The organism is Bacillus sp. FSL R5-0585, from assembly GCF_038004545.1.
In the GTDB taxonomy this organism is placed as follows: domain Bacteria; phylum Bacillota; class Bacilli; order Bacillales; family Bacillaceae_G; genus Bacillus_A; species Bacillus_A cereus.
Genome location: NZ_JBBORJ010000004.1, coordinates 44,276 through 66,460 on the forward strand (window position 1 = coordinate 44,276; position 22,185 = coordinate 66,460).

Genomic DNA, 22,185 nt, shown 5'->3' on the forward strand with positions numbered 1-22,185 from the left:
GCTTTCTTTTTTCTTCACACGAATATCTTTCTTTCTTAGCTCATACATATGTACAAACTGTATACAACTGTTTCTAATGAAATTAGCTTAACGAAAGAAAGGAGACAGTATGAAGAATAGACGCGTAGAAGAAATTAAAAAGCGGATTGCAAAAAGGAAGGCCGAGCAAGAAAGGATGGAGGAAGAGCAGTATTTTAACGGAAGGAATTTTGATAGTGAAGCAGTATTTATTGAAGATGGAGAAAAGGAAATGCATCCTTTATTTCGAAAGGAAGTCTTTTTCTTCAAAGTTTTATTATCAGCAATATTAGTTCTTTCGGTTGCTATTTTATATAAGAATGCTCCTTCTTCATTCAATGGAGCTAAAGCTGTTACAGAAAAAGTGATGAAAGAGGAATTTCAGTTTGCTACTGTAGCGAAATGGTACGAAAAGCAATTTGGAAAACCGCTTGTATTCTATTCGCCGAACGAGAAAAAAGAAGGAAGTATTCAGCAAAAAGATTATGCAATTCCTGCTTCTGGAAAGGTAATGCAAGGGTTTCAAAAAAATGGCCAAGGTGTATTTGTCCAAACAGCTACAAATGCAAAAGTGGAGTCAGTAAATGAAGGGTTAGTTGTTTTTGCAGGCAAGAAAGAGGAACTTGGAAATACAGTTCAAATTCAACATGCAGATGGTACGGAGTCATGGTATGCAAACTTAAACGATATGTCAGTGAAATTATATGATTACGTTTCAAAGAAACAAAAAATTGGAACGGTGAGTAATGATACAAATGATAAAAATGGAAAGTTTTATTTCGCGATAAAAAAGAATGAGAAATTTATTGATCCGATCCAGGTGATATCATTTGATTAAATATAGGGACGTTTTAACGAAAATTTCCGTGCATCCATTATTTTGGGTTATTATTGTCATTGGTATTTTTACTGCGCGTTTTAAAGAGTTACTACTGTTATTTTGTATTGTTCTTATTCATGAACTTGGGCATGCTTTTGCAGCAGCACACTATAATTGGCGTATAAAAAGAATTCAGCTTTTGCCGTTTGGTGGCGTTGCCGAGCTTGAGGAACATGGTAATAAGTCATTGAAAGAGGAACTTGTTGTCGTAATTGCAGGACCGATTCAACATGTTTGGATGATGCTGGTAGGTTATATGTTGTTCAAAGCTGGTTGGCTGAATGCAGATTTATATTATTTCTTTATGTGGAATAATATAATTATTTTAGCATTTAATTTACTTCCTATTTGGCCGTTAGATGGCGGGAAAGTATTGTTTAATGTATTATCATATCGTTTCCCTTATTTACAAGCACATGAAAAGATGATGCAATTGTCATGTGTTTTTTTTAGTGTAATATTAGGATGGCAGTTACTCTGGAATAGTAACAATATTATGATGTGGGTACTACTCATATTTTTAGCAGTGTCATTATATCAAGAGTGGAAACAAAGACGGTATGCATTTATGCGTTTTTTATTAGAACGTTATTATGGAAACAAAAGAGGAATCGAAAAGATTGCACCTATTGAAGTGCAAACCGAAGATCGTTTATATACGATCTTCACAAAATTTCGTAGAGGATATAAGCATTCTATTATTGTCCGTGGAAAATATAAAGAGCATTACACATTGGATGAAAATGAATTGCTCTATGCATATTTTACTGAAAAACGAACAACTTCATCAGTTGAAGAATTAATCGGTTAGTGTTGACGATAGCACTAACCTTTTATTATTGTAAAAGCAAAGAAGATTATAAAGTGAGGAAATAATTTTGAAAACGTTATATGTGAATTACGCTGGTTCGGAAAAGCGCGTTGCAATTGAAGAGAAGAAAAAAATTGTTGAGTTTTTATGGAAACGTAATGAAGAGCAAGAGATTGTTGGGCATATTTATGTTGGACGTGTCGTAAGAACAATTGCTGGAATGAATGCAGCTTTTGTAAACATCGGTTTAGAAAAACATGCTTACCTTTCATACGATGATGTACCATCTTCTTATCGTATACATGAAGGGCAAGCGATACTCGTACAAGTTGCGAAAGAGGCAATTGATACGAAAGGGCCAAAATTGACAGCGAATATAGAATTTACCGGGAAATATGTCGTTTATATGCCGTTTGATGAGATGCGCGCTGTTTCTCGAAAAATAAAAAATAATAAAAGAAGACAACAGTTACTCCAAATTGAAATAGAGGGAACGGGGGGATACATTTTCCGTTCTGCTTCTGAAAAAGGAGCAATTGAAGAAATACAAGCTGAAATGCAAGGGTTACAACAGTTGTATGAAGAGTTAAAAAGAAAAGAGGGTCAAGGAAAGGCGCCGTTATTACTTCATCGACCGGCGACCTTTTTAGATCGTGTATTTCAAGAGAACCCAATTGAAACAATTGAAAAAGTAGTTGTAGATACAAGAAGTATAGTAAAGGAATTAGAAGACAAAGTTGGAAAAGAAAAAGTATCTTTTTATAATGAAAAGTCTTCGATGTTTAACCATTTTGGAATAGAGCGTGAGATTGAGAAAGCACTCCAAAAAATTGTTTGGCTTCCAAATGGTGCTTATTTAATTGTAGAACAAATGGAGACGATGACTGTAATTGATGTGAATACGGGCAAGTTTACGGGAAAACAAAATTTACAAGATACAGTACTTCGCACAAATGAGCTAGCCGCTGAAGAAATTGCACGCCAATTAAGACTTCGTGATATTGGTGGTATGATATTAATTGATTTTATTAATATGAAAAAAAGAGAAGATAAAGAAAAGGTAAGAGAATGTCTTATAGCTGCTATGCAAGATGACCGCACATATACAAGGGTGCTCGGCTTTACGGAGCTAGGGATTTTGGAAATGACACGTAAACGTAAAAAGCATTCTTTACGGGACGTATTATTAAAAGAGTGTGTACCTTGCAAAGCGACGGGTTATGTGATGTCGCATGAAACAATTGCGTATGAGTTAGAGAGAGAACTAATCACATATGGCAATATAGAAGATGAAGCGGTATTAATCGCTGCGCCTAAAGAACTGCAAAAACAGTTTTTGCAAAAAGAATTACAAAAAAATATTCCATTTGAAATTTATTTCAAAGATGATAATATCGAAAAGTATGCTATCGTTCGTTTTGGAAGTAAAAAAGAAATTGTAGAGCGGAAAAAATAGTTAGCAGAACATTTATTGACAACCGTCTATGATTCATGATAACATCTTTATGTTATAGTTTATAGCACCTAAACGGCTATATGCTACAACCGCACAAGACAGGTTCCCTAAAGGCATTTATGTCTACCTCGTTTTTGGCGAGTCTTAGTAATTAAGAGGAGGTGCAAGTATGTACGCAATTATCGAAACAGGTGGAAAACAAATTAAAGTTGAAGCTGGTCAAGCAATCTACATTGAAAAATTAGATGTTGAAGCTGGTGAAACTGTTACTTTTGACAAAGTTCTTTTCGTTGGTGGCGAAAACGTTAAAGTTGGTAGCCCAGTTGTAGAAGGTGCAACAGTTACTGCGAAAGTTGAAAAACAAGGTCGCGCTAAGAAAATTATCGTTTTCAAATACAAAGCGAAAAAGAACAATCGTAAGAAACAAGGTCATCGTCAACCTTACACTAAGCTAGTTGTTGAAGCTATCAACGCTTAATTCTGGTTAACATGATTAAAATTACGATAAGTCGCACGAAATTAGGAAGTATCCAATCATTTAAAATGACTGGACATGCCGATTATGCGCCACATGGACAAGACCTTGTCTGTGCTGGAACTACAGCGGTTGTGTTTGGTTCTATAAATGCAGTGGAAGAACTTTGTAATGTGCAAGCAACTATTGAACTCGGAAGTGATGGCGGATTCTTAACGTATGAATTGCCTAATGATTTAGACGTTCATACAGCAGAAAAAGCACAAACGCTTTTAGAAGGATTAGTTGTTTCGCTTAAGACGATCGAACTTGATTACGGAAAGTATATCCGTTTAATAGAAAAAGTGCAGGAGGTGTAACGTATGTTAAGATTAGATCTTCAGTTTTTCGCATCTAAGAAAGGTGTAGGTAGTACAAAGAACGGTCGTGACTCTCAGTCAAAACGTCTTGGTGCTAAACGCGCAGATGGTCAAACGGTTACAGGTGGTTCAATTCTTTACCGTCAACGCGGTACAAAAATTTATCCAGGTGTTAACGTTGGTCGTGGTGGCGATGACACTTTATACGCGAAAGTTGACGGCGTAGTACGCTTTGAGCGTCTTGGTCGTGACCGCAAACAAGTGAGCGTATATCCTGTTGCTCAAGAAGCATAAGAACTCACGGAAAACTCTAACCTGAGTGCAGGTTAGAGTTTTTCTATATTAAGGGGTATCTAAATGAATGAAAAATGGACAATTATAGATGCATTGCGCCATTCAAGACATGATTGGCTCAATCGTATGCAGATGGTGAAAGGAAACCTTTCCCTTGGAAAAGTGGAAGAAATTCATAGTCTCATCGATCGTTTTGTCCAAGAAGCGAGACAAGAATCCAATCTGATGGGGCTATCAATGCCTTTATTTTCAGAGTGGATTTTAACATATAATTGGAAACAGCAGCCGTGCTTATTGGAATACGAAGTATTAGGGAAATTACATAACTTATCTCACTTAGATGAGACTGTATGTACATGGACGAATCAATTTTTCTCGATGCTTCAGCATAGTTTAGACGTATATGTTGAAAATTATGTTTGTATCACAATTGAATGTGACGCGGATAATGCTCGTTTCTTTTTTGATTTTCGTGGTAAGCTAACGAGTGTAGAAGAACTACAGAATTGGCTTGCGATCCAAAACAATAAATGGTATTCCATTTCTTATACAGTGCGAGACGAAGAAGTCTCAGTTATATTACAACCAATTGAAAAAAGTGTGGTGAAATAATGTTTGTAGATCAGGTCAAGATATATGTAAAAGGCGGCGACGGTGGTAATGGTATGGTTGCGTATCGTCGTGAGAAGTATGTACCAAAAGGTGGCCCAGCAGGTGGCGACGGAGGTAAAGGTGCAGATGTTGTTTTCGTAGTTGAGGAAGGCTTACGTACATTAATGGACTTCCGCTACCAACGTCATTTCAAAGCTGATCGCGGTCAGCACGGAATGAGTAAAGGTCAGCACGGACGTAAATCTGAAGATTTACTTGTAAAGGTTCCGCCAGGAACAGTAGTAAAAGATGAAAAAACTGGTCAAATTCTTGCCGATTTAGTAACGCATGGACAAACTGCTGTAATTGCAAAAGGTGGCCGTGGTGGCCGTGGTAACTCACGTTTCGCAACAGCTACGAACCCAGCGCCAGAAATCGCTGAGAACGGGGAACCAGGTCAAGAGCGTGATGTTATTCTAGAACTTAAAGTACTAGCAGACGTTGGACTTGTTGGATTCCCAAGTGTAGGTAAATCTACATTATTATCTGTTGTATCATCAGCGCGTCCGAAAATTGCAGAGTATCACTTCACAACAATCGTTCCAAATCTTGGTGTTGTTGAAACTGGTGATAACCGCAGCTTCGTTATGGCTGACCTTCCAGGACTAATTGAAGGCGCACATGCTGGCGTCGGACTTGGACACCAATTCTTACGTCATATTGAGCGTACACGTGTAATCGTGCATGTTATTGATATGTCTGGTTTAGAAGGCCGTGATCCATATGAAGATTACGTAACGATTAATAATGAATTAAAAGAATACAATCTTCGCTTAACTGAGCGTCCACAAGTTGTTGTTGCAAATAAAATGGATATGCCAGATGCAGAAGAAAACTTACAAGCATTTAAAGAGAAAGTGGGAGACGAAGTAAAAATCTTCCCAATCTCAGCTGTAACAAGACAAGGTGTTCGTGACTTACTGTTTGAAGTAGCGAACTTAATAGAAACAACACCAGAATTCCCAATACATGAAGTTGCGGATGAGTCTGATACAAGTGTAATGTACAAATTTGATACTGAAGGTGTTAAATTTGAAATTACACGTGAAAGTGATGGCACGTTTGTTATCTCTGGTTACGATATCGAGAAAACATTCAAGATGACAGACTTCTCACGTGATGAATCTGTACGTCGTTTCGCTCGTCAAATGCGCGGAATGGGTATTGATGAAGCGCTTCGTGCACGTGGTGCAAAAGACGGAGATATTGTAAAAATTCTTGAATATGAATTTGAATTTATCGATTAAGACTGCCGAAATACGGCAGTCTTTTTTTATATCGTAAAAATCGGATTTGTATAGGAAAAAATCCCCACTAATTAAATTTTCAATTTATAATGGAAAAAGGAGTAAATGTAGAAGAATTCTTTTATGGGGAGAAAACGAACATGTATAAAATATTAATTGTAGAAGATGATGAGAAAATCGCGGGAATATTAGAAGAGCATTTAGAAAGGTATGGCTATCAATCATTTAGAGCAAGTGATTTACGTCAAATAAAAGATGAGTTTGTAAAAGTGAATCCTCATCTCGTGTTACTTGATATTAATTTACCGTACTTTGACGGTTTTTATTGGTGTCGTCAAATTCGTACTGTATCGAATGCACCAATTATTTTTGTTTCTGCAAGAACAGGAGAAATGGATCAAGTAATGGCGATTGAAAATGGCGGCGATGATTATATTACGAAGCCATTCCATTTAGATATCGTAATGGCAAAGGTGAAGAGTGCACTTCGCCGTGGTTACGGAGAGTATGCTTCTGCCGCTGAGAGTGATTGTTTAGGTGTAAATGGACTGTTGTTATTCCCGTCTCAGCATATTGTTGAGTGGCAAGGACAACAAACTGAACTGACAAAAAATGAGTTTTACTTATTAGAGTGTTTAATGAAACAGGTGAATCAATATGTAACGCGCGAAGAACTGTTAGAAGCCCTATGGGATGAAGTAGCATTTGTGGATGATAATACATTAACCGTAAATGTAAAACGTGTAAGGAAGAAACTAGAGGAGTTAGGCATTAAAAATGCAATTGTAACGAAACGTGGATATGGTTATGCGCTTTTTACGGAGTGGAGCGAAGGGCATGAAGGTTAAAAATTACCTTATGGACCGCTTTTCTTTAATTCTTTCTTATATTGTTAGCCTTTGTTTATTTGGGCTCGTTTTACAGCTGCAAAGTCTTTTAGAAAAGAAATCCATTGATTGGAGTACGTGGTTATATGGACTTTTATTAGGAACAGTTGTGTTTACTGTATACCTCATTTACGATTACCGAAAACGGAGTGTGTTTTTAAAGAGGATCGAAAAGTATGTTACTGGTGGAAATACATTACATGACTCTTTACTTATTGATGAATCTTATACATCAGAGCAAGAAATGGTCGTTGAATCTTTTACGTTATTAAGACAGCAATATATGAATGAAGTTCATAAACAGCATGTGAAAGAGCAACAGCAAATGATATTTATGAACCAATGGATTCACCAAATGAAAACACCAGTATCTGTTATTGAATTATTGCTGCAAAAGTTTGGCAAAGAGCATCGTGAGGCAAGAGCAACAGTTGAAAGTATTCGTGAAGAAAATAACCGTATACTAAATGGTTTAGATTTAGCGTTACATATGGCAAGACTAGAGCAGTTTGCGAAAGATTATAAGATAGAAGTAGTAAATGTTATAGATGTCGTGCGAGGTATTATTAATGAAAATCGGAAATCCTTTATTCAATCGTCTGTATTTCCGAAAGTTATGTTTGAAGAAGATACTTGTATGGTTGCATCTGATAGAAAATGGCTGAGCATTGCTATAGGTCAAATTGTTGTAAACGCAATCAAGTATACAAAAATTTCAGCGGCAGAGAAAAAAGAAATTCAATTTCAAATTGAAGAGAAAAATCAAAAGGTGTTATTACATATTAAGGACAATGGAATCGGTATTCCAGAGCAAGATGTAAAGCGCATATTTGATCCATTCTTTACGGGGGTAAATGGCCGTAAAACGAGAGAAGCGACTGGAATGGGTTTATATATTACGAAGGAAATTTGCGATAATTTACATCATGGAATGTATGTCCAATCGGCTGAAGGAGAAGGGACAACATTCACGTTCCAATTTGCAAAAGATGAAGAATATCATACATTGATGAGAAAAATGACAAAACTGTAAGATAACAAAACGTTTTGTAAGGGAAATCACTCGTTTCTTTTTCTTATTTTTCTTATAGTAAATGTAAGAAGAAAACACGTAGGGGGATTAGAAATGAGTGTTCTTGAAGTAAAAGGATTAACGAAGGTGTACCAATCAAAAGGTTCAGTAGCGACGACTGCTTTAAACGATATAAATTTTAAAATAGAAGAAGGCGAATTTGTAGGGATTATGGGTCCTTCAGGAAGCGGGAAAACGACGCTTTTAAATTTATTAGCAACAATTGATAAGCAAACTTCAGGTCATGTGCTTGTAAATGGTGAAGAAATTAATCAAATTCGTGCTGCAAAATTAGCGGAGTTTCGCCGTACACATTTAGGGTTCATCTTTCAAGATTTTAATTTACTTGATACGTTATCCATTAAAGAAAATATTATTTTACCACTTGTAATGGCGAAGAAATCTGTAAATGAAATCGATGCGAAAGTACTGGAAATTGCGAAGTTTTTAAACATCGAAGAAATTTTAAATAAAAAAGTATACGAAGTATCTGGGGGACAACAACAACGTGCAGCAGCAGCGAGAGCAATCATTCATGAACCGACGTTAATTTTAGCAGATGAGCCAACTGGAAACTTAGACTCGAAGTCAGCGAAATCGCTAATGGGCGCTCTGCAAGATTTACACGAGCAAAAGAAAGTAACGATTGCAATGGTTACGCACGATCCAGTAGCGGCTAGTTATTGTGAACGTATCCTTTTCATACGCGATGGGGAAATTTTCTCGGAAATACATAAAGGAAGAACGAAACAAGCCTTTTTCCAAGAAATTCTGGACGTACTTGCGATGCTAGGAGGAGAATATCATGAACTTTCGCCAGCTCGCGCTTAATAACGTAAAAGGAAATTGGCGTAACTATAAAGCGTTTCTTATAAGTAGTTGTTTATCGATTGTCGTATTTTTCATGTATGCTTCTTTTATTTATCATCCAGATGTCGTAAGCGGTAATATTAGTATGAGAAAGATGATCACAAAAGGATTAGAATCGATGAATTATATTGTGGTCATCTTCTCGGCACTCTTTATTTTATATGCAAATTCAACGTTTTTACGAGCAAGAAAAAAAGAGTTTGGTCTACTAACATTAATAGGCGGAACGAAATCGCAGCTCGGCCGAATGATTATATTAGAGCAACTGATGTTAGGTAGTATTGCAATTGTAATTGGTATTGGGGTTGGAATGCTTTGTTCAAAATTATTTTTCCAAGCGTTAAGCGTATTATTGAAAATAGATAAGACACTTCCACTTGTTTGGAATAGTAAAGCAGTTCTTATTACAGCTGGCGTATACTTTATCCTATTTTTAATCCTATCATTGTTTAGTGTTTGGACAGTAGGACGCTTGCAAATTATTGATTTATTAAGAGAAGCTAGAAAGCAAAAAGTAGAGCCGTTTGCATTTACATGGTTATGTGTAGTTGGTATAGGATGTATTATTGTTGCATATGTACTTAGCTTCCAAGTAACGTTTCTGAATTTCCTCCTCCTCTTTTTACCGGTGGTAGGACTGACAATTGGCGGAACGTATTTACTATTTACACAAGGTAGTACAGTTGTATTAAAAGCATTACAAAAAAGAAAGCAATCTTTTTATACGTACCCAAATATGTTCGTCCTTAGCAACCTTATTTATAAAATGAAAGATAATGCTCGTTTTCTATTTGTAATTTCTATCATTACGGCGGTAGTATCTTCAGCGGTGGGTACACTGTACGTATATTTTGAAAATATGAGTGCGAAAACGGTAGAACTTACACCACATGCTATTTCATATGAGGAAAAGGGGTTAAATACGCATAACCTTATTAATGAAGAAAAGGTACAGGAGCTTGTGAAGAGACACGGGTTTGAAGATGCGCGAAAAGTAACATACGTTAAACTACCGGCAACACAGAAAATAACGTTGTTTAATAGTGAACATGAAGTACCGATGACGATTATTTCAGAAAAAGAATATAATGCAGAAGTGCGCAAACAAAAGAGAGAGCAACCTACAGAAGTTCATAATGCACCAGGTAGTGCAACGATGGTTATGGTTGATATGTCAAATGAACTGATGAAGATAGATCGTACGAAACCGTATGAATTTACAATTAATGGACAAAAGCAGTCTGTTCAATTAAATAATCCAACGCAGTATTCTGTTTTTAATGATAGTGAATATCTCATTGTAAATGATCAAGATTTTGAGAAATATGCAACACTCGTACCAGATGAAGAAAAGACAAAATATTACGGTTATTATATTGAGGATTGGAAAAGTACAGAAAACCTTGTATTAGATTTGAAAAATGAAATTGTACCAGAAAAGCAAGGGGAATTGAGAAATTCAGTGTTTGCGTATAAGGATATAAGAGAAGGTGGAGCAATTACAATGTTCATCGGTTTCTTCGTAGCGGTACTGTTCTTCTTCTTCGCTTGTAGTATGACATACTTTAAATGGTTTAACGATAAAGAACAAGATCGTATTCAATTTAAATCGTTAAAGAGAATTGGTATGACAGATAAAGAAATTCGCAAAATTGCGATTCGACAAATGGGAGTTATCTTCTTTATCCCAATTTTAATCGGTTCCATTCATAGTGGATTTGCTCTTCATACGTTAGGAAAAATGCTTTATATTAATTTGTGGAAATCAGGTGCGCTTGTAATTGGAGCATACATTTTAGCTTCTGCCATTTACTTTATGATCGCGCAAAGAGGATATTTAAAACACGTAAAAAGCTAGGGGAACCTCTAGCTTTTTGCCTATGTAGTAAGTTACAGGAGGACGATAGATGAACATTCGGCAACTAGCGCTGCAAAATATAAAAGGAAATTGGCGTAATTATAAAGTGTTTTTCTTAAGTAGTTGTTTTGCAATATTTGCTTCTTACGCATATATGTCTGTCATTGTGCATCCATATATGCAAGAGACGATGTGGTATCAAAACGTACGCTGGGGACTTATTATATGTAATGTTATAATCATTTCTTTTTTCGTCATATTTATTTTGTACTCTACTTCTATTTTCATAGAAGCACGTAAGAAAGAATTAGGGTTATATATGTTAATGGGAGCAACGAAGTCTAACGTAATAGGAGTGATTATGACCGAGCAAATTTTAATCGGGGTCTTCGCGAATATTTTCGGTATTGGGCTTGGTATGATATTTTTAAAACTCTTTTTTATGGTATTTAGTATGTTACTGGGGCTTCCGAAAGAATTCCCTGTCATATTTGACGTAAGGGCGATTGGTGTAACATTTATTACATATATGGTCGTTTTTATTTTGTTATCTTTTATAAGTGCTTTACGTATATGGAATATAAAAATCATTCGGTTATTGAAAGAATTTCGAACAGATAAAAAAGAGAAGAAAACATCAAAGTGGCTCTGTTTATTCGGTTTTGCTTGTTTAGTGGGCGGGTATGCATTGGCGCTACAAGTGACGATGGCTACGATAGCGATATACTTTTTCCCTGTGTCTATACTTGTCTTTTTTGGAACGTACTTTTCTTTTACACATGGAGCTACCCAAATGTTAGAAATAATAAAGCGAAATAAAAAGATTATGTATACATATCCGTATTTATTTATAGTGAATCAATTGTCACATCGAATGAAGGAAAATGGTCGCTTTTTCTTTCTGATGTCTATGGCAACGACGTTTGTAGTTACAGCAACAGGTACGGTGTTCTTATATTTTTCTAGCATGCAAGATATGTGGCGAACTGGAGGGGTACACTCGTTTTCGTACATAGAAAAAGGTATTTCTACTCATGAAGTCTTTGAGGAAGGTGCGGTTGAAAAATTACTGCATCAATATGGGTATGACGATTTTCAATATATGAGTTTTGTTGGAGTGTATGCATCCTTTCAGTCTAGTAAAGGAGAAACAACAATAGTACCGCTTATAAAAGAAAGTGAATATAACCAAGAAGCAAGGAAACAAAAACAGAAAACGTATCGTCCTAAAAAAGGTACAGTGACACTCGTTTATTATAATAAATACAATAATTCGAATGTATATAATCAAAAAGAGATTCAATTGCAAGTAATGAATCAACCATATCAATTCGTATTTAACGGTCAGAAAGAAGGGGTTCAATTTAACCATCACCCTTCGTACATTAATGGTCTGTTCTTTGTTATGAATGATGAAGATTTTGATAGTATAGCAAATCAGGTTCCTGATTCTGAAACAATGATATATAGAGGCTACACATTACCAAATATCGAAAAGACGAAGAAATTAAATGAAGATTTACGGAAACATATGAAACAAGATAATAATAATGCATTTCGAAGCAATATGGAGTTGTATGTAAATATGAAAGAAGGCGGCGATATTACTCTATTTGTAGGCTCATTTATTAGTATATTATTCTTTCTCACTTCATGTAGTATCGTATATTTTAAATGGTTTCATAATATTGCATCGGACCGAAAGCAGTATGGTGCACTCTCAAAACTTGGAATGACGAAGGAAGAAGTATGGAAAATTTCTCGTTGGCAATTATGTATGCTATTTTTTGCACCAATTATAGTAGGGAGTATGCATAGTGCAGTTGCATTATATACGTTTCATAATACGCTTTTTATGGATGGATCATTAAGAAAAGTAGGTTTGTTCATTCTGTTTTATATCGCAGCATGTATCATTTATTTCTTCTTCGCTCAAAGAGAGTATAAGAAACATTTAGACTAGCGAATGCTAGTCTTTTTTTAATATTCGAAATTTACATAGAAGAATATAAAAAAGTATGGTATAACAGTAAGAAAACGAAAAAGAGGGGAAAAGACGATGATTCGAGTAGGATATTTAGGACCAGAAGCAACATTTACAAATATGGCGGTGAGTCGTTTTTTTCCGGAAGCAGAGCATGTACCGTATCGAACGATTCCAGATTGTATAGATGCAGCTGCAAATGAAAATGTAGACTTCGCAGTTGTACCGTTAGAAAATGCAATAGAAGGTTCAGTGAATATAACGGTTGATTACCTTGTACATGAGCAGCCGCTTTCCATTGTAGGAGAAATTACAGTACCAATTCAGCAGCATTTACTTGTACATCCGCAGTATGCAGAAGTGTGGGATGAAGTATATGCAGTGCATTCTCATCCGCATGCCATTGCACAGTGCCATAAATTTTTAAATGAAGAATTAAAAGGAGTAACTGTTCGAGATATGACATCTACAAGTGCTGCTGCACAATATGTGAAAGAACATCCTGAAGAGAAAATTGCCGCTATTGCAAATGAAGCGGCTGCAGAAAAATACGGATTAACAATTGTGAGACGTAGTATTCATACGCATAAAAATAATCACACACGTTTCTTAGTACTCCATAAGAAAAAGAAAGCAGTACTCCCGAATAACGGAGAGAACCGCGGAGAGAAAACGACGCTTATGATAACGTTACCTGCAGATTATGCAGGTGCCCTATATCAAGTGTTATCAGCTTTCGCATGGAGAAAATTAAACTTATCAAAAATCGAATCGCGTCCGATGAAAACAGGTCTTGGAAATTACTTTTTCTTAATCGATGTCGATAAAGCATACGATGACGTATTATTGCCAGGCGTAACGATGGAACTTGAAGCACTCGGTTTTTCTGTTACTGTGCTGGGGAGTTATTCTTCTTATTGGTTGTAGAGGGGAGCTGTTGTTAAAGTTGTTTGAAATGAAAAGCTGTTTCTCGGTTTGAGGCAGAGTAAGCTATCGATTCTATTGAAGTAAGTGATTAATTGAGCTAGCAAAATAAAGAAGCCGTCCTAAAAGATATTTAGGACGGCTTCTGTTAGGAATAGATAACTCTTTTGTCGGGTTTTTAGTACGCATCATTACAACTATTATAATAGTAGGATTCATCATTGTTCGAATTACTGCAGCAAATACAATTCGTTTGTTGTATTAATAGATTGAGTGTAGATGGAGCTACAGTATCTGAGAAAGTAATACTCTCAACATCTTCTACTAAAAATGTTTTAATATCTCCTGGTGTTAAGGTAAATGTAAGTGGAGAGCGATGGTTTAATCTTGCAATTGTTAATCTAATCGTTGTTGCAAATGCAGGACTGAAACTAATTTTAATAAGTGTCTTATTATGATTTTTAGTGAAGTTTTCAAATACAGTTCGAGGAATTCCAGTTGTTATATCAAGATCTTGAGGGGTATTTCCCGTACCGAAAATGGTATAGTTCTGTATAAAACAGTTATTTGAATCTGAATTTGAAGAATTACATGGACGATCATTTTTCTTATAATATTTTTTTCCATTTTTTAAGAAGTAATCCGCCATAATTAATCACTCCCTTCATATATAAGAATTAAAGGTTGTCCATATATAATATGAAATATATTTTTATATGTTTGGACGTGAAGGAAGAGAAAATAAAAAGAGTCCATCTGGTATGATGGACTCAATACTGTTTTACCTGGTGTGATTCTTTATTTTAACTTCGCAAGACGATCTTCTAACTGACCACGCCAAATATCAGCTAGTTCTGGAACGGCAAGAATTTTTTCAATACCATCTTTATCTTTTCTATTATGAAAATAAATTTCGTTAGAGAACAAGACAGAAACATTGCTCGGTTGACGTTCTAGTAATGTAATTTTAGAATCTTTACGTACAGTACCTTCTTGAAGAACGCGGCATAGGTAGCCTGTAAATCCAGTTGCTACAATGCGTGGCAGTATGCCAGGGATGCCAAGACGTTTTGAAATTGTGCTACAAGGTACTCTTGCTTGTGTCACTTGAATAATCGCTTCACCTAATTTGTATGTATCTCCGATGCAAACATCATGCTCTAACATATTTGTTACGGTAATGTTTTCGCCAAATGCGGAAGCTGGAAGTGTTGTTTGAAATTCTTTTTCCCATAGTGCGTAATGCTCGTGTGAGTACACACAAACTGCGCGATCAGGTCCACCGTGGTGTTTTAAATCTGCTACATCATCACCAAGGAAGCCATCTTTTGATAGGAAAGCTTCTTCGGTAAGTTCTTTACATATACCGGTAATCATTTCTTTATCTTCGCTATATTTCATTTGTTTCGGTTTCCCAATGCTAAAGTGAACGAGTTCAATTCCCATATTTGATCTCCTTTACGATTGATTACAATATTATAGCATTAAAAAAGCACAGAGAATGATAAAAACTCTGTGCTTTACATTAATAAACGAGAAATCCTGCTTTATCTAAAGCTTCGCAAGCAGCATCTAACTTCTCTTTAGAATCTGCTTCAATTGTATGTAAGTGAATACCATCTGTTAGTTGCGATAGATAAGAAGCGTTTGTGTTTTCGATTTTTTGTAAATATTGCTCTACATCAAAGCGATTGCTTACCATAATGGATGCTGTTAAGTCACCGTATACAGGATGCTCAACTTTTACGTCTTTAATCGTAACGCCGTGGTCAACAAGCATTGTAAGTTCTTGACGTACTTCTGCTGGTTTGTGCTGGCATACGATTACGCGTTCAAAAGTTTGTTGTTTCTCTTGTGGCTTTAAATATAAATAGCCTTGAGCAGTTGCAATAATTGGTTCGTTTCGTGCTTTAAGCAAGGAAATATCTTGCACGATAACTTGTCTACTTACGTTCGTCTTTTTCGATAGTTCATTCCCCGATAACGGTTCATTTGCAGCAAGAAGCCACTGGAGGATAAGCTGTCGTCTTTCTTCACCTAAAATCTTTTTTTGTTCATTTTGTTTCATTATGATTTAACACCTCTATAAAATTGATTTCCAATTGTGTGTAGTGCATGAATAGTAGTATCAATTTGATCTTTCGTTGTTTGTTGTCCGAAAGAGAAGCGGACATATTGTTTTGCCTCTTCATACGTTTTTCCAATTGCAAGCATAGTTTTCGAAGGTTCTTGTTTACCGACTTGGCAAGCACTTCCGGTGGAAATGGCGATACCATGGCGATTACATTCTAGCATAGTATATTGACCTTCTATTCCTTTTATTGTAACCCCAACAATATGTGGTAAACAAGAAGTAGAATGACCTTCTACTTCAATTTCTAGCGGAATTGTTTGTATTTGCTCTAAAAAGTAGGATCGTAACTCTTTAAAACGTAAACTTTCTTCCCATTGAGTTTTTAATATATTTTCAGCAGCTGTTAAAAAAGATGCGATGCCGGGAACGTTCACTGTACCTGGGCGAAATCCTTTTTCGTGAGAAGTTCCTGGAAATACTTGTTCCCAGCGAGTTTGCGGATTTATGTAGCAAGCGCCGACACCTTTTGGTCCGTATATTTTATGTGCTGAAACAGAAAGACTATCAATCCCCATCTCAAAAACATGGATAGGCAGTTTACCAAACGTTTGCACACAATCCGTATGAAATAAAACATTATATTTTTTTAAAAGTGCCCCGATTTCTGTAATGTTTTGAACGGTTCCGATTTCAGAGTTTCCATGCTGTATACTTGCTAGCACAGTATCTTCCGTAATAGCTGCCTCTAAATCTACTAAACAAATGAGTCCATTTTTATCAACAGGAATTTCAGTGATCGTATAGCCTTTTGATTTTAGGGATTGAAAATAACTTCGAATGGATGCATGTTCCATAGGTGTCGTAATAATATGCTTCTTATTTCGGGCATTTAGAAGTGATTGGATTGCAAGATAGTTCGATTCCGATCCACCACTTGTGAAAAATATTCCTTGTTCTTTTCCTCCAATCATTTCCGCAAATGTTTTTCGGCAAACTTGTAATAAAGAAGAAGCCGTTCCTCCAATATCATGTAAACTTTGTTCATTTCCGAAGTATTGCGATGCTGCTTTCATATATGTTTGTAACGCTTCTTCGCTCATAGGTGTAGTAGCTGCATAGTCAAGATATATCATCATGTAAGTTCCTCTCTCTAGTAAGAGTTACATTTCTTTTACTTTTTAAATGGTAGTGAAAATAAGAATTATAAAAAAACTCTTGTCATTATTTTAAAACTATGTAAATATAGGTGTCAAGACAATTGAAAAGTGTAAAGTAGGAGGCAACAATTATGCCAAGCGCAGATGTCTTAATTATTGGAAGTGGCGTTGCGGCACTTCGTGTTGCAAAAGAGATTTGTCACGAAAAGAATGTGATTATTATCACAAAGGAGACGAAACGTAATAATAATACACATTTAGCTCAAGGTGGAATTGCCGCAGCGGTAGCTACATACGACAATCCTAATGATCATTTTGAAGATACGCTAGTAGCAGGGTGTCATTATAACAATGAAGAAGTGGTCCGTTATTTAGTCGAGGAAGGACCGAAAGAAATTAATAACCTTATTGAAAATGGAATGAAATTTGATGGAGATGAAACAGGTCCTCATCTTGGAAAAGAAGGAGCGCATCGAAAACGTCGTATTTTACATGCAGGTGGCGATGCAACAGGAAAGAATTTATTAGAGCATCTTATTCAAGAAGTAGCTCCATACGTTACGGTAGTGGAACAGGAAATGGTGCTCGATTTTATTATAGAAAAAGATAAATGTGTTGGGGCTTTAACTCGCAACAATAAAGGAGAATTGAAACGTTACAATGCAGATTATACGGTGTTAGCTTCAGGCGGTATTGGCGGTTTATACGCCTTTACTTCTAATGATGAGACGATTACAGGCGATGGACTTGCAATGGTGTACCGTGCAGGCGGAGAGCTTGTAGATTTAGAGTTTATACAATTTCATCCGACGATGTTATACGCGGGTGGGCGTTGTTCTGGTCTTGTGTCCGAAGCTGTTCGCGGAGAAGGAGCTGTCCTTATAAATGGAAAAGGGCAGCGTTTTATGATGGATATACATTCCGAACAGGATTTAGCGCCTCGTGATGTAGTCGCAAGGGCTATTCATGAACAGCTACTTGCAGGTGAAAAAGTGTACTTAAACATCGAAATGATTCAAAACTTTGAACAACGCTTTCCGACCGTGTCATCGATATGTAAAACAAATGGAGTCGATATAAATAAAAAACTTATTCCAATCGTGCCCGGTACTCATTTTCACATGGGCGGCGTGAAAACGAACTGTGATGGAGAGACGTCTATTCCGAACTTATACGCAGTCGGTGAAGTAGCTTGTAACGGGGTTCATGGTGCAAATAGATTAGCGAGTAATTCATTATTAGAAGGTCTTGTGTTTGGAAAAAGAATCGGACGACACATTTTATCTAGAGAGACAAAAGAAAAGGTGAACATGCTAGCCGAAAAGGAAGCAAAGTTTATCGTTCTGAATCATTTACCGACGAAAGAAGAAATACAAAAATGCATGATGAAATATGTTGGGATTGTGCGAACAGAGCAAAGTTTATCTTATGCGAAGAGATGGCTTAGTAAGTATGGTGTTCGAAATATGATATTACAACATGATGTTCTTACGAATGAAGAGATAACGCTTATTAATATGTTAACGGTTTGTGAGCTTATAGTTGTGTCAGCCTTGCAAAGAGAAGAAAGTATTGGCGGGCATTACCGGAGTGATTATCCAGATAGAAATATAGGAAAGAAAGAGATTGTTCGAGTAAAGAGAAAACGACAACTTGTGTGATGAGGGGAAGAGGGGCTTTATGAACACGATAAAAGTTAAAGAAGCATTAAATCGATTTTTTTTAGAAGATATAGGGGAAAGAGATGTAACATCTCAGCTTATTTTTCCAGATAACTTGCTTTCGAAAGGAACGTTTCTTGCGAAGGATACAGGGGTCTTTGCAGGACGTTTAGTAATTGAATCAGGATTTAAATTAATTGATGAGAGAATTGAAGTAGAGCTTCATAAAAAAGATGGGGACCTTGTAGAAAAAGGCGAAATCATTGCAACTGTGCAAGGTCCAATTGCATCGTTATTAACAGCAGAGCGCGTTATATTAAATGTTATTCAGCGTATGAGCGGAATAGCGACGATGACGCGTAAAGCGGTTCTTGCTTTAGATAGCAGTCATACTCGCATTTGTGATACGCGAAAAACGATGCCAGGACTACGTATGTTTGATAAGCATGCAGTCGTGTGCGGCGGTGGATTTAATCATCGCTTCGGTTTATATGATGGTGTCATGATTAAAGACAATCATATTGCGTTTGCTGGTTCTATTACAAAAGCTGTTACATCAGTGAAAGAGAAGTTAGGACATATGGTGAAAGTAGAAGTAGAAACAGAAACTGAGGAACAGGTGAGAGAGGCTGTTGCTGCTGGTGCTGATATTATTATGTTCGATAATCGTACGCCAGATGAAATCCGGGAGTTTTCAAAAATTGTACCAAGTGCTATCGTTACAGAAGCTTCAGGGGGCATCACAATCGAAGATTTACCGAAATACGGAAAAACAGGGATAGATTATATTTCACTTGGAGCGTTAACACATTCAGTGAAAGCACTTGATATTAGTTTCAATATTGAAGGATAAGGAAAGTGGCTTAGAGGGGAGAAACGTATATGAGTATTTTAGAACAAGTACAGCCAATTGAAACGATGTTACCAGAGCGTTATTACACGATGTCAACGGAAGATATGGAAAAGCGTGTTCGTGAAATTAAAGAGAAAATGGGGAAAATGTTATTCATTCCAGGGCATCATTATCAAAAAGATGAAGTGGTACAATTTTCAGATGCAGCAGGGGATTCACTTCAGCTTGCGCAAGTTGCAGCGAGCAATAAAGACGCAAAATATATTGTGTTTTGCGGGGTGCACTTTATGGCGGAAACAGCAGATATGTTAACGACAGATGATCAAGTTGTCATCTTACCAGATATGCGTGCAGGTTGTTCGATGGCGGATATGGCAGATATTGAACAAACAGAAAGAGCATGGAAAGAGCTCACGAAATTATTTGGAGATACGATGATTCCGTTAACATATGTGAACTCTACAGCTGCAATTAAAGCGTTTTGTGGTCGTAACGGAGGAGCAACAGTAACATCTTCTAATGCAAAGCAAATGGTATCTTGGGCGTTTACTCAAAAAGAACGTCTTGTCTTTTTACCAGACCAACATTTAGGGAGAAATACAGCGTACGATTTAGGTATCCAGTTAGATAAAATGGCAGTATGGGACCCACACACAGATTCATTAGAGTACGATGGGGATATAGAAGAAATTCAAGTAATTTTATGGAAAGGGCATTGTTCTGTTCATCAAAATTTTACAGTGAAGAACATTGAGAGCGTACGAAAAAATCATCCTGATATGAATATTATTGTACATCCAGAATGTTGCTATGAAGTTGTAGCTGCTTCAGATTATGCAGGCTCAACGAAATATATTATTGATATGATTGAATCAGCCCCATCTGGTAGCAAATGGGCGATTGGTACAGAAATGAATTTAGTGAACCGAATTATTCAGCAACATCCAGATAAAGAAATTGTTTCACTTAATCCATTTATGTGTCCGTGCTTAACGATGAACCGAATTGATCTGCCTCACTTATTATGGACACTTGAAACGATAGAAAGAGGAGAAGAAATTAACGTTATTAGCGTAGACAAACAAGTAACGGCAGAAGCGGTTCTTGCATTAAATCGTATGTTAGAGCGTGTGTAAAGCAACGGTATTCCCGTTGCTTTTTTTCATACATATAATCATAACGGGAACGAAATGGGCATACATTGTTTTGAAGAAATCATTGTGGTTCTTTATGCTTATTCCACTTCGAATAATATTGAAAATCGAAGAAGTGATAAAAGTGAAAAGAAGTTAATGTTATTTAGAAAGAGTTACTTCATGAGATTTGTTACTTATAGATAAGTTATACAGGAGGGGGAAAATTTGAAAATTCATATCGTGCAAAAAGGGGATACCCTTTGGAAAATTGCGAAAAAGTACGGAGTGGATTTTGACACGTTGAAAAAAACAAATACACAACTTAGTAATCCAGATTTAATTATGCCAGGTATGAAAATTAAAGTGCCATCCAAGAGTGTTCACATGAAACAACAGGCTGGAGCAGGTTCAGCGCCTCCAAAGCAATACGTAAAAGAAGTGCAGCAAAAAGAATTTGCAGCAACACCAACTCCGCTTGGAATAGAAGATGAAGAAGAAGTTACGTATCAATCAGCACCAATTACACAGCAGCCAGCTATGCAACAAACACAAAAAGAAGTGCAAGTAAAACCGCAGAAGGAGATGCAGGTAAAGCCGCAAAAAGAAGTACAGGTGAAACCACAGAAGGAGATGCAGGTAAAGCCACAAAAAGAAGTACAGGTGAAACCGCAAAAAGAGGTGCAAAAAGAACAGCCAATTCAAAAAGAAAAACCAGTTGAAAAACCGTCTGTTATTCAAAAACCACCTGTGATAGAAAAACAAAAACCGGCGGAAAAAGAAAACACGAAGTTTTCGGTAAATGTATTACCGCAGCCGCCACAACCACCAATAAAACCGAAAAAAGAATATAAAATTTCAGATGTAATAAAAAAAGGAAGCGAGTTAATTGCTCCTCAAATTAGTAAAATGAAACCTAACAATATCATTTCTCCGCAAACGAAAAAAAACAATATAGTATCGCCGCAAGTAAAGAAAGAAAATGTAGGGAATATAATATCGCCGCAAGTAAAGAAAGAAAATGTAGGGAATATAATATCGCCGCAAGTGAAGAAAGAAAATGTAGGGAATATAGTATCGCCGCAAGTGAAGAAAGAAAATGTAGGGAATATAGTATCGCCGCAAGTGAAGAAAGAAAATGTAGGAAATATAGTATCGCCAAATGTATCGAAAGAAAATGTAGGGAATATAGTGTCACCACAAGTGAAAAAAGAAAATGTAGGGAATATAGTGTCACCACAAGTGAAGAAAGAGAATGTAGGGAATATAGTATCGCCAAATGTATCGAAAGAAAATGTAGTTATTCCACAAGTCATACCGCCAAATATTCAAATGCCAATTATGGATAACAACCAGCCACCGAATATAATGCCAATTATGGATAACAACCAGCCGCCGAATATAATGCCGATTATGGATAACAACCAGTCACCGAATATAATGCCAATTATGGATAACAACCAGCCGCCGAATATAATGCCGATCATGGATAACAATCAAATGCCGAATATGATGCCAATC

The 22,185-nt window shown here is 36.4% G+C and carries 21 protein-coding genes, 1 pseudogene and 1 other annotated feature; of the genes and pseudogenes, 18 read left to right on the plus strand and 4 right to left on the minus strand.

Going from position 1 to position 22,185, the window contains the following annotated elements; translation table 11 throughout:
- The first annotated feature begins 109 nt into the window (after positions 1–109).
- From spoIVFA to pheA, 14 genes are all read left to right on the plus strand, one after another.
- Complete coding sequence (spoIVFA, locus tag MKY38_RS28915; RefSeq protein WP_341050962.1) at positions 110–856, plus strand: stage IV sporulation protein SpoIVFA; 747 nt, start codon at positions 110–112, stop codon at positions 854–856.
- The gene (spoIVFB, locus tag MKY38_RS28920) at positions 849–1,709 is read left to right on the plus strand and encodes a stage IV sporulation intramembrane metalloprotease SpoIVFB (protein ID WP_000599058.1); all 861 of its coding nucleotides are present in this window, start codon (positions 849–851) and stop codon (positions 1,707–1,709) included. The genes spoIVFA and spoIVFB overlap by 8 nt, the downstream gene beginning before the upstream one ends.
- A 67-nt stretch (positions 1,710–1,776) precedes the next feature.
- Positions 1,777–3,165 carry an Rne/Rng family ribonuclease gene (locus MKY38_RS28925; protein WP_065222806.1) on the plus strand — a complete coding sequence of 463 codons (1,389 nt, stop codon included), beginning with the start codon at positions 1,777–1,779 and terminating at the stop codon, positions 3,163–3,165.
- A 77-nt stretch (positions 3,166–3,242) separates the two neighbouring features.
- Positions 3,243–3,320: a sequence feature (ribosomal protein L21 leader region), on the plus strand.
- A 14-nt stretch (positions 3,321–3,334) separates the two neighbouring features.
- Entirely contained in the window at positions 3,335–3,643 is a 309-nt protein-coding gene (gene rplU, locus MKY38_RS28930; RefSeq protein WP_000270907.1) for a 50S ribosomal protein L21, read from the plus strand.
- A gap of 11 nt (positions 3,644–3,654) precedes the next feature.
- Entirely contained in the window at positions 3,655–3,999 is a 345-nt protein-coding gene (locus tag MKY38_RS28935; RefSeq protein ID WP_002001054.1) for a ribosomal-processing cysteine protease Prp, read from the plus strand.
- Between the two features lie 3 nt (positions 4,000–4,002).
- Positions 4,003–4,293 carry a 50S ribosomal protein L27 gene (rpmA, locus tag MKY38_RS28940; protein ID WP_000944958.1) on the plus strand — a complete coding sequence of 97 codons (291 nt, stop codon included), beginning with the start codon at positions 4,003–4,005 and terminating at the stop codon, positions 4,291–4,293.
- Between the two features lie 63 nt (positions 4,294–4,356).
- Complete coding sequence (locus MKY38_RS28945) at positions 4,357–4,905, plus strand: sporulation initiation phosphotransferase B (protein WP_001003583.1); 549 nt, start codon at positions 4,357–4,359, stop codon at positions 4,903–4,905.
- Complete coding sequence (gene obgE / locus MKY38_RS28950; protein WP_000497128.1) at positions 4,905–6,191, plus strand: GTPase ObgE; 1,287 nt, start codon at positions 4,905–4,907, stop codon at positions 6,189–6,191. The genes MKY38_RS28945 and obgE overlap by 1 nt, the downstream gene beginning before the upstream one ends.
- Positions 6,192–6,331: 140 nt before the next feature.
- On the plus strand, positions 6,332–7,039 hold the full coding sequence (locus tag MKY38_RS28955; protein ID WP_341050968.1) for a response regulator transcription factor: 708 nt from the start codon (positions 6,332–6,334) through the stop codon (positions 7,037–7,039).
- Positions 7,029–8,111, plus strand: coding sequence for a HAMP domain-containing histidine kinase (locus MKY38_RS28960; protein ID WP_341050970.1), 1,083 nt, complete (start codon positions 7,029–7,031; stop codon positions 8,109–8,111). The genes MKY38_RS28955 and MKY38_RS28960 overlap by 11 nt, the downstream gene beginning before the upstream one ends.
- A gap of 93 nt (positions 8,112–8,204) precedes the next feature.
- A complete protein-coding gene (locus MKY38_RS28965; RefSeq protein WP_341050971.1) occupies positions 8,205–8,981 on the plus strand; it encodes an ABC transporter ATP-binding protein in 777 nt (258 codons plus the stop codon).
- Positions 8,956–10,878, plus strand: a complete 1,923-nt coding sequence (locus tag MKY38_RS28970) for an ABC transporter permease (protein WP_341050973.1) — start codon at positions 8,956–8,958, stop codon at positions 10,876–10,878. Before MKY38_RS28965 ends, MKY38_RS28970 begins: the two co-directional genes overlap by 26 nt.
- Positions 10,879–10,927: 49 nt before the next feature.
- Positions 10,928–12,841, plus strand: coding sequence for an ABC transporter permease (locus tag MKY38_RS28975; RefSeq protein WP_341050976.1), 1,914 nt, complete (start codon positions 10,928–10,930; stop codon positions 12,839–12,841).
- Positions 12,842–12,937: 96 nt separating this feature from the next.
- Positions 12,938–13,789 carry a prephenate dehydratase gene (gene pheA / locus MKY38_RS28980; protein ID WP_000621701.1) on the plus strand — a complete coding sequence of 284 codons (852 nt, stop codon included), beginning with the start codon at positions 12,938–12,940 and terminating at the stop codon, positions 13,787–13,789.
- Between the two features lie 175 nt (positions 13,790–13,964).
- Here the strand turns inward: pheA and MKY38_RS28985 are convergent, their stop codons facing one another.
- The 4 genes from MKY38_RS28985 to MKY38_RS29000 form a co-directional block, all read right to left on the minus strand.
- Positions 13,965–14,435 (minus strand): hypothetical protein, encoded by a 471-nt coding sequence (locus tag MKY38_RS28985; protein WP_065222811.1) that lies wholly within the window; start codon positions 14,433–14,435, stop codon positions 13,965–13,967.
- A gap of 149 nt (positions 14,436–14,584) precedes the next feature.
- Positions 14,585–15,232, minus strand: coding sequence for an MOSC domain-containing protein (locus MKY38_RS28990; RefSeq protein WP_341050981.1), 648 nt, complete (start codon positions 15,230–15,232; stop codon positions 14,585–14,587).
- A 79-nt stretch (positions 15,233–15,311) separates the two neighbouring features.
- Positions 15,312–15,854 carry a transcription repressor NadR gene (locus MKY38_RS28995; protein WP_000812275.1) on the minus strand — a complete coding sequence of 181 codons (543 nt, stop codon included), beginning with the start codon at positions 15,852–15,854 and terminating at the stop codon, positions 15,312–15,314.
- Entirely contained in the window at positions 15,854–16,996 is a 1,143-nt protein-coding gene (locus MKY38_RS29000; RefSeq protein WP_341050982.1) for an IscS subfamily cysteine desulfurase, read from the minus strand. The genes MKY38_RS28995 and MKY38_RS29000 overlap by 1 nt, the downstream gene beginning before the upstream one ends.
- A 152-nt stretch (positions 16,997–17,148) precedes the next feature.
- On the opposite strand from MKY38_RS29000, the gene nadB reads away from it, so the two are divergent.
- The 4 genes and pseudogenes from nadB to exsA all read left to right on the plus strand — a co-directional run.
- A complete protein-coding gene (gene nadB, locus MKY38_RS29005) occupies positions 17,149–18,678 on the plus strand; it encodes an L-aspartate oxidase (RefSeq protein WP_065222814.1) in 1,530 nt (509 codons plus the stop codon).
- A 19-nt stretch (positions 18,679–18,697) separates the two neighbouring features.
- Positions 18,698–19,531, plus strand: a complete 834-nt coding sequence (gene nadC, locus MKY38_RS29010; protein WP_065222815.1) for a carboxylating nicotinate-nucleotide diphosphorylase — start codon at positions 18,698–18,700, stop codon at positions 19,529–19,531.
- 29 nt (positions 19,532–19,560) lie between these two features.
- A complete protein-coding gene (gene nadA / locus MKY38_RS29015) occupies positions 19,561–20,667 on the plus strand; it encodes a quinolinate synthase NadA (protein WP_065222816.1) in 1,107 nt (368 codons plus the stop codon).
- Positions 20,668–20,892: 225 nt separating this feature from the next.
- Positions 20,893–22,185 (plus strand): annotated as a pseudogene (gene exsA / locus MKY38_RS29020) (spore coat assembly protein ExsA); the annotation flags it as partial.

Excerpts from the sequence above, each read along its gene's own strand:
- spoIVFA (WP_341050962.1), top strand. The coding sequence starts at position 110 with ATGAAGAATAGACGCGTAGAAGAAATTAAAAAGCGGATTGCAAAAAGG.
- rplU (WP_000270907.1), top strand. The coding sequence starts at position 3,335 with ATGTACGCAATTATCGAAACAGGTGGAAAACAAATTAAAGTTGAAGCT.
- MKY38_RS28935 (WP_002001054.1), top strand. The coding sequence starts at position 3,655 with ATGATTAAAATTACGATAAGTCGCACGAAATTAGGAAGTATCCAATCA.
- rpmA (WP_000944958.1), top strand. The coding sequence starts at position 4,003 with ATGTTAAGATTAGATCTTCAGTTTTTCGCATCTAAGAAAGGTGTAGGT.
- MKY38_RS28945 (WP_001003583.1), top strand. The coding sequence starts at position 4,357 with ATGAATGAAAAATGGACAATTATAGATGCATTGCGCCATTCAAGACAT.
- obgE (WP_000497128.1), top strand. The coding sequence starts at position 4,905 with ATGTTTGTAGATCAGGTCAAGATATATGTAAAAGGCGGCGACGGTGGT.
- MKY38_RS28955 (WP_341050968.1), top strand. The coding sequence starts at position 6,332 with ATGTATAAAATATTAATTGTAGAAGATGATGAGAAAATCGCGGGAATA.
- MKY38_RS28960 (WP_341050970.1), top strand. The coding sequence starts at position 7,029 with ATGAAGGTTAAAAATTACCTTATGGACCGCTTTTCTTTAATTCTTTCT.
- MKY38_RS28965 (WP_341050971.1), top strand. The coding sequence starts at position 8,205 with ATGAGTGTTCTTGAAGTAAAAGGATTAACGAAGGTGTACCAATCAAAA.
- MKY38_RS28970 (WP_341050973.1), top strand. The coding sequence starts at position 8,956 with ATGAACTTTCGCCAGCTCGCGCTTAATAACGTAAAAGGAAATTGGCGT.
- MKY38_RS28975 (WP_341050976.1), top strand. The coding sequence starts at position 10,928 with ATGAACATTCGGCAACTAGCGCTGCAAAATATAAAAGGAAATTGGCGT.
- pheA (WP_000621701.1), top strand. The coding sequence starts at position 12,938 with ATGATTCGAGTAGGATATTTAGGACCAGAAGCAACATTTACAAATATG.
- MKY38_RS28985 (WP_065222811.1), bottom strand. The coding sequence starts at position 14,435 with ATGGCGGATTACTTCTTAAAAAATGGAAAAAAATATTATAAGAAAAAT.
- MKY38_RS28990 (WP_341050981.1), bottom strand. The coding sequence starts at position 15,232 with ATGGGAATTGAACTCGTTCACTTTAGCATTGGGAAACCGAAACAAATG.
- MKY38_RS28995 (WP_000812275.1), bottom strand. The coding sequence starts at position 15,854 with ATGAAACAAAATGAACAAAAAAAGATTTTAGGTGAAGAAAGACGACAG.
- MKY38_RS29000 (WP_341050982.1), bottom strand. The coding sequence starts at position 16,996 with ATGATGATATATCTTGACTATGCAGCTACTACACCTATGAGCGAAGAA.
- nadB (WP_065222814.1), top strand. The coding sequence starts at position 17,149 with ATGCCAAGCGCAGATGTCTTAATTATTGGAAGTGGCGTTGCGGCACTT.
- nadC (WP_065222815.1), top strand. The coding sequence starts at position 18,698 with ATGAACACGATAAAAGTTAAAGAAGCATTAAATCGATTTTTTTTAGAA.
- nadA (WP_065222816.1), top strand. The coding sequence starts at position 19,561 with ATGAGTATTTTAGAACAAGTACAGCCAATTGAAACGATGTTACCAGAG.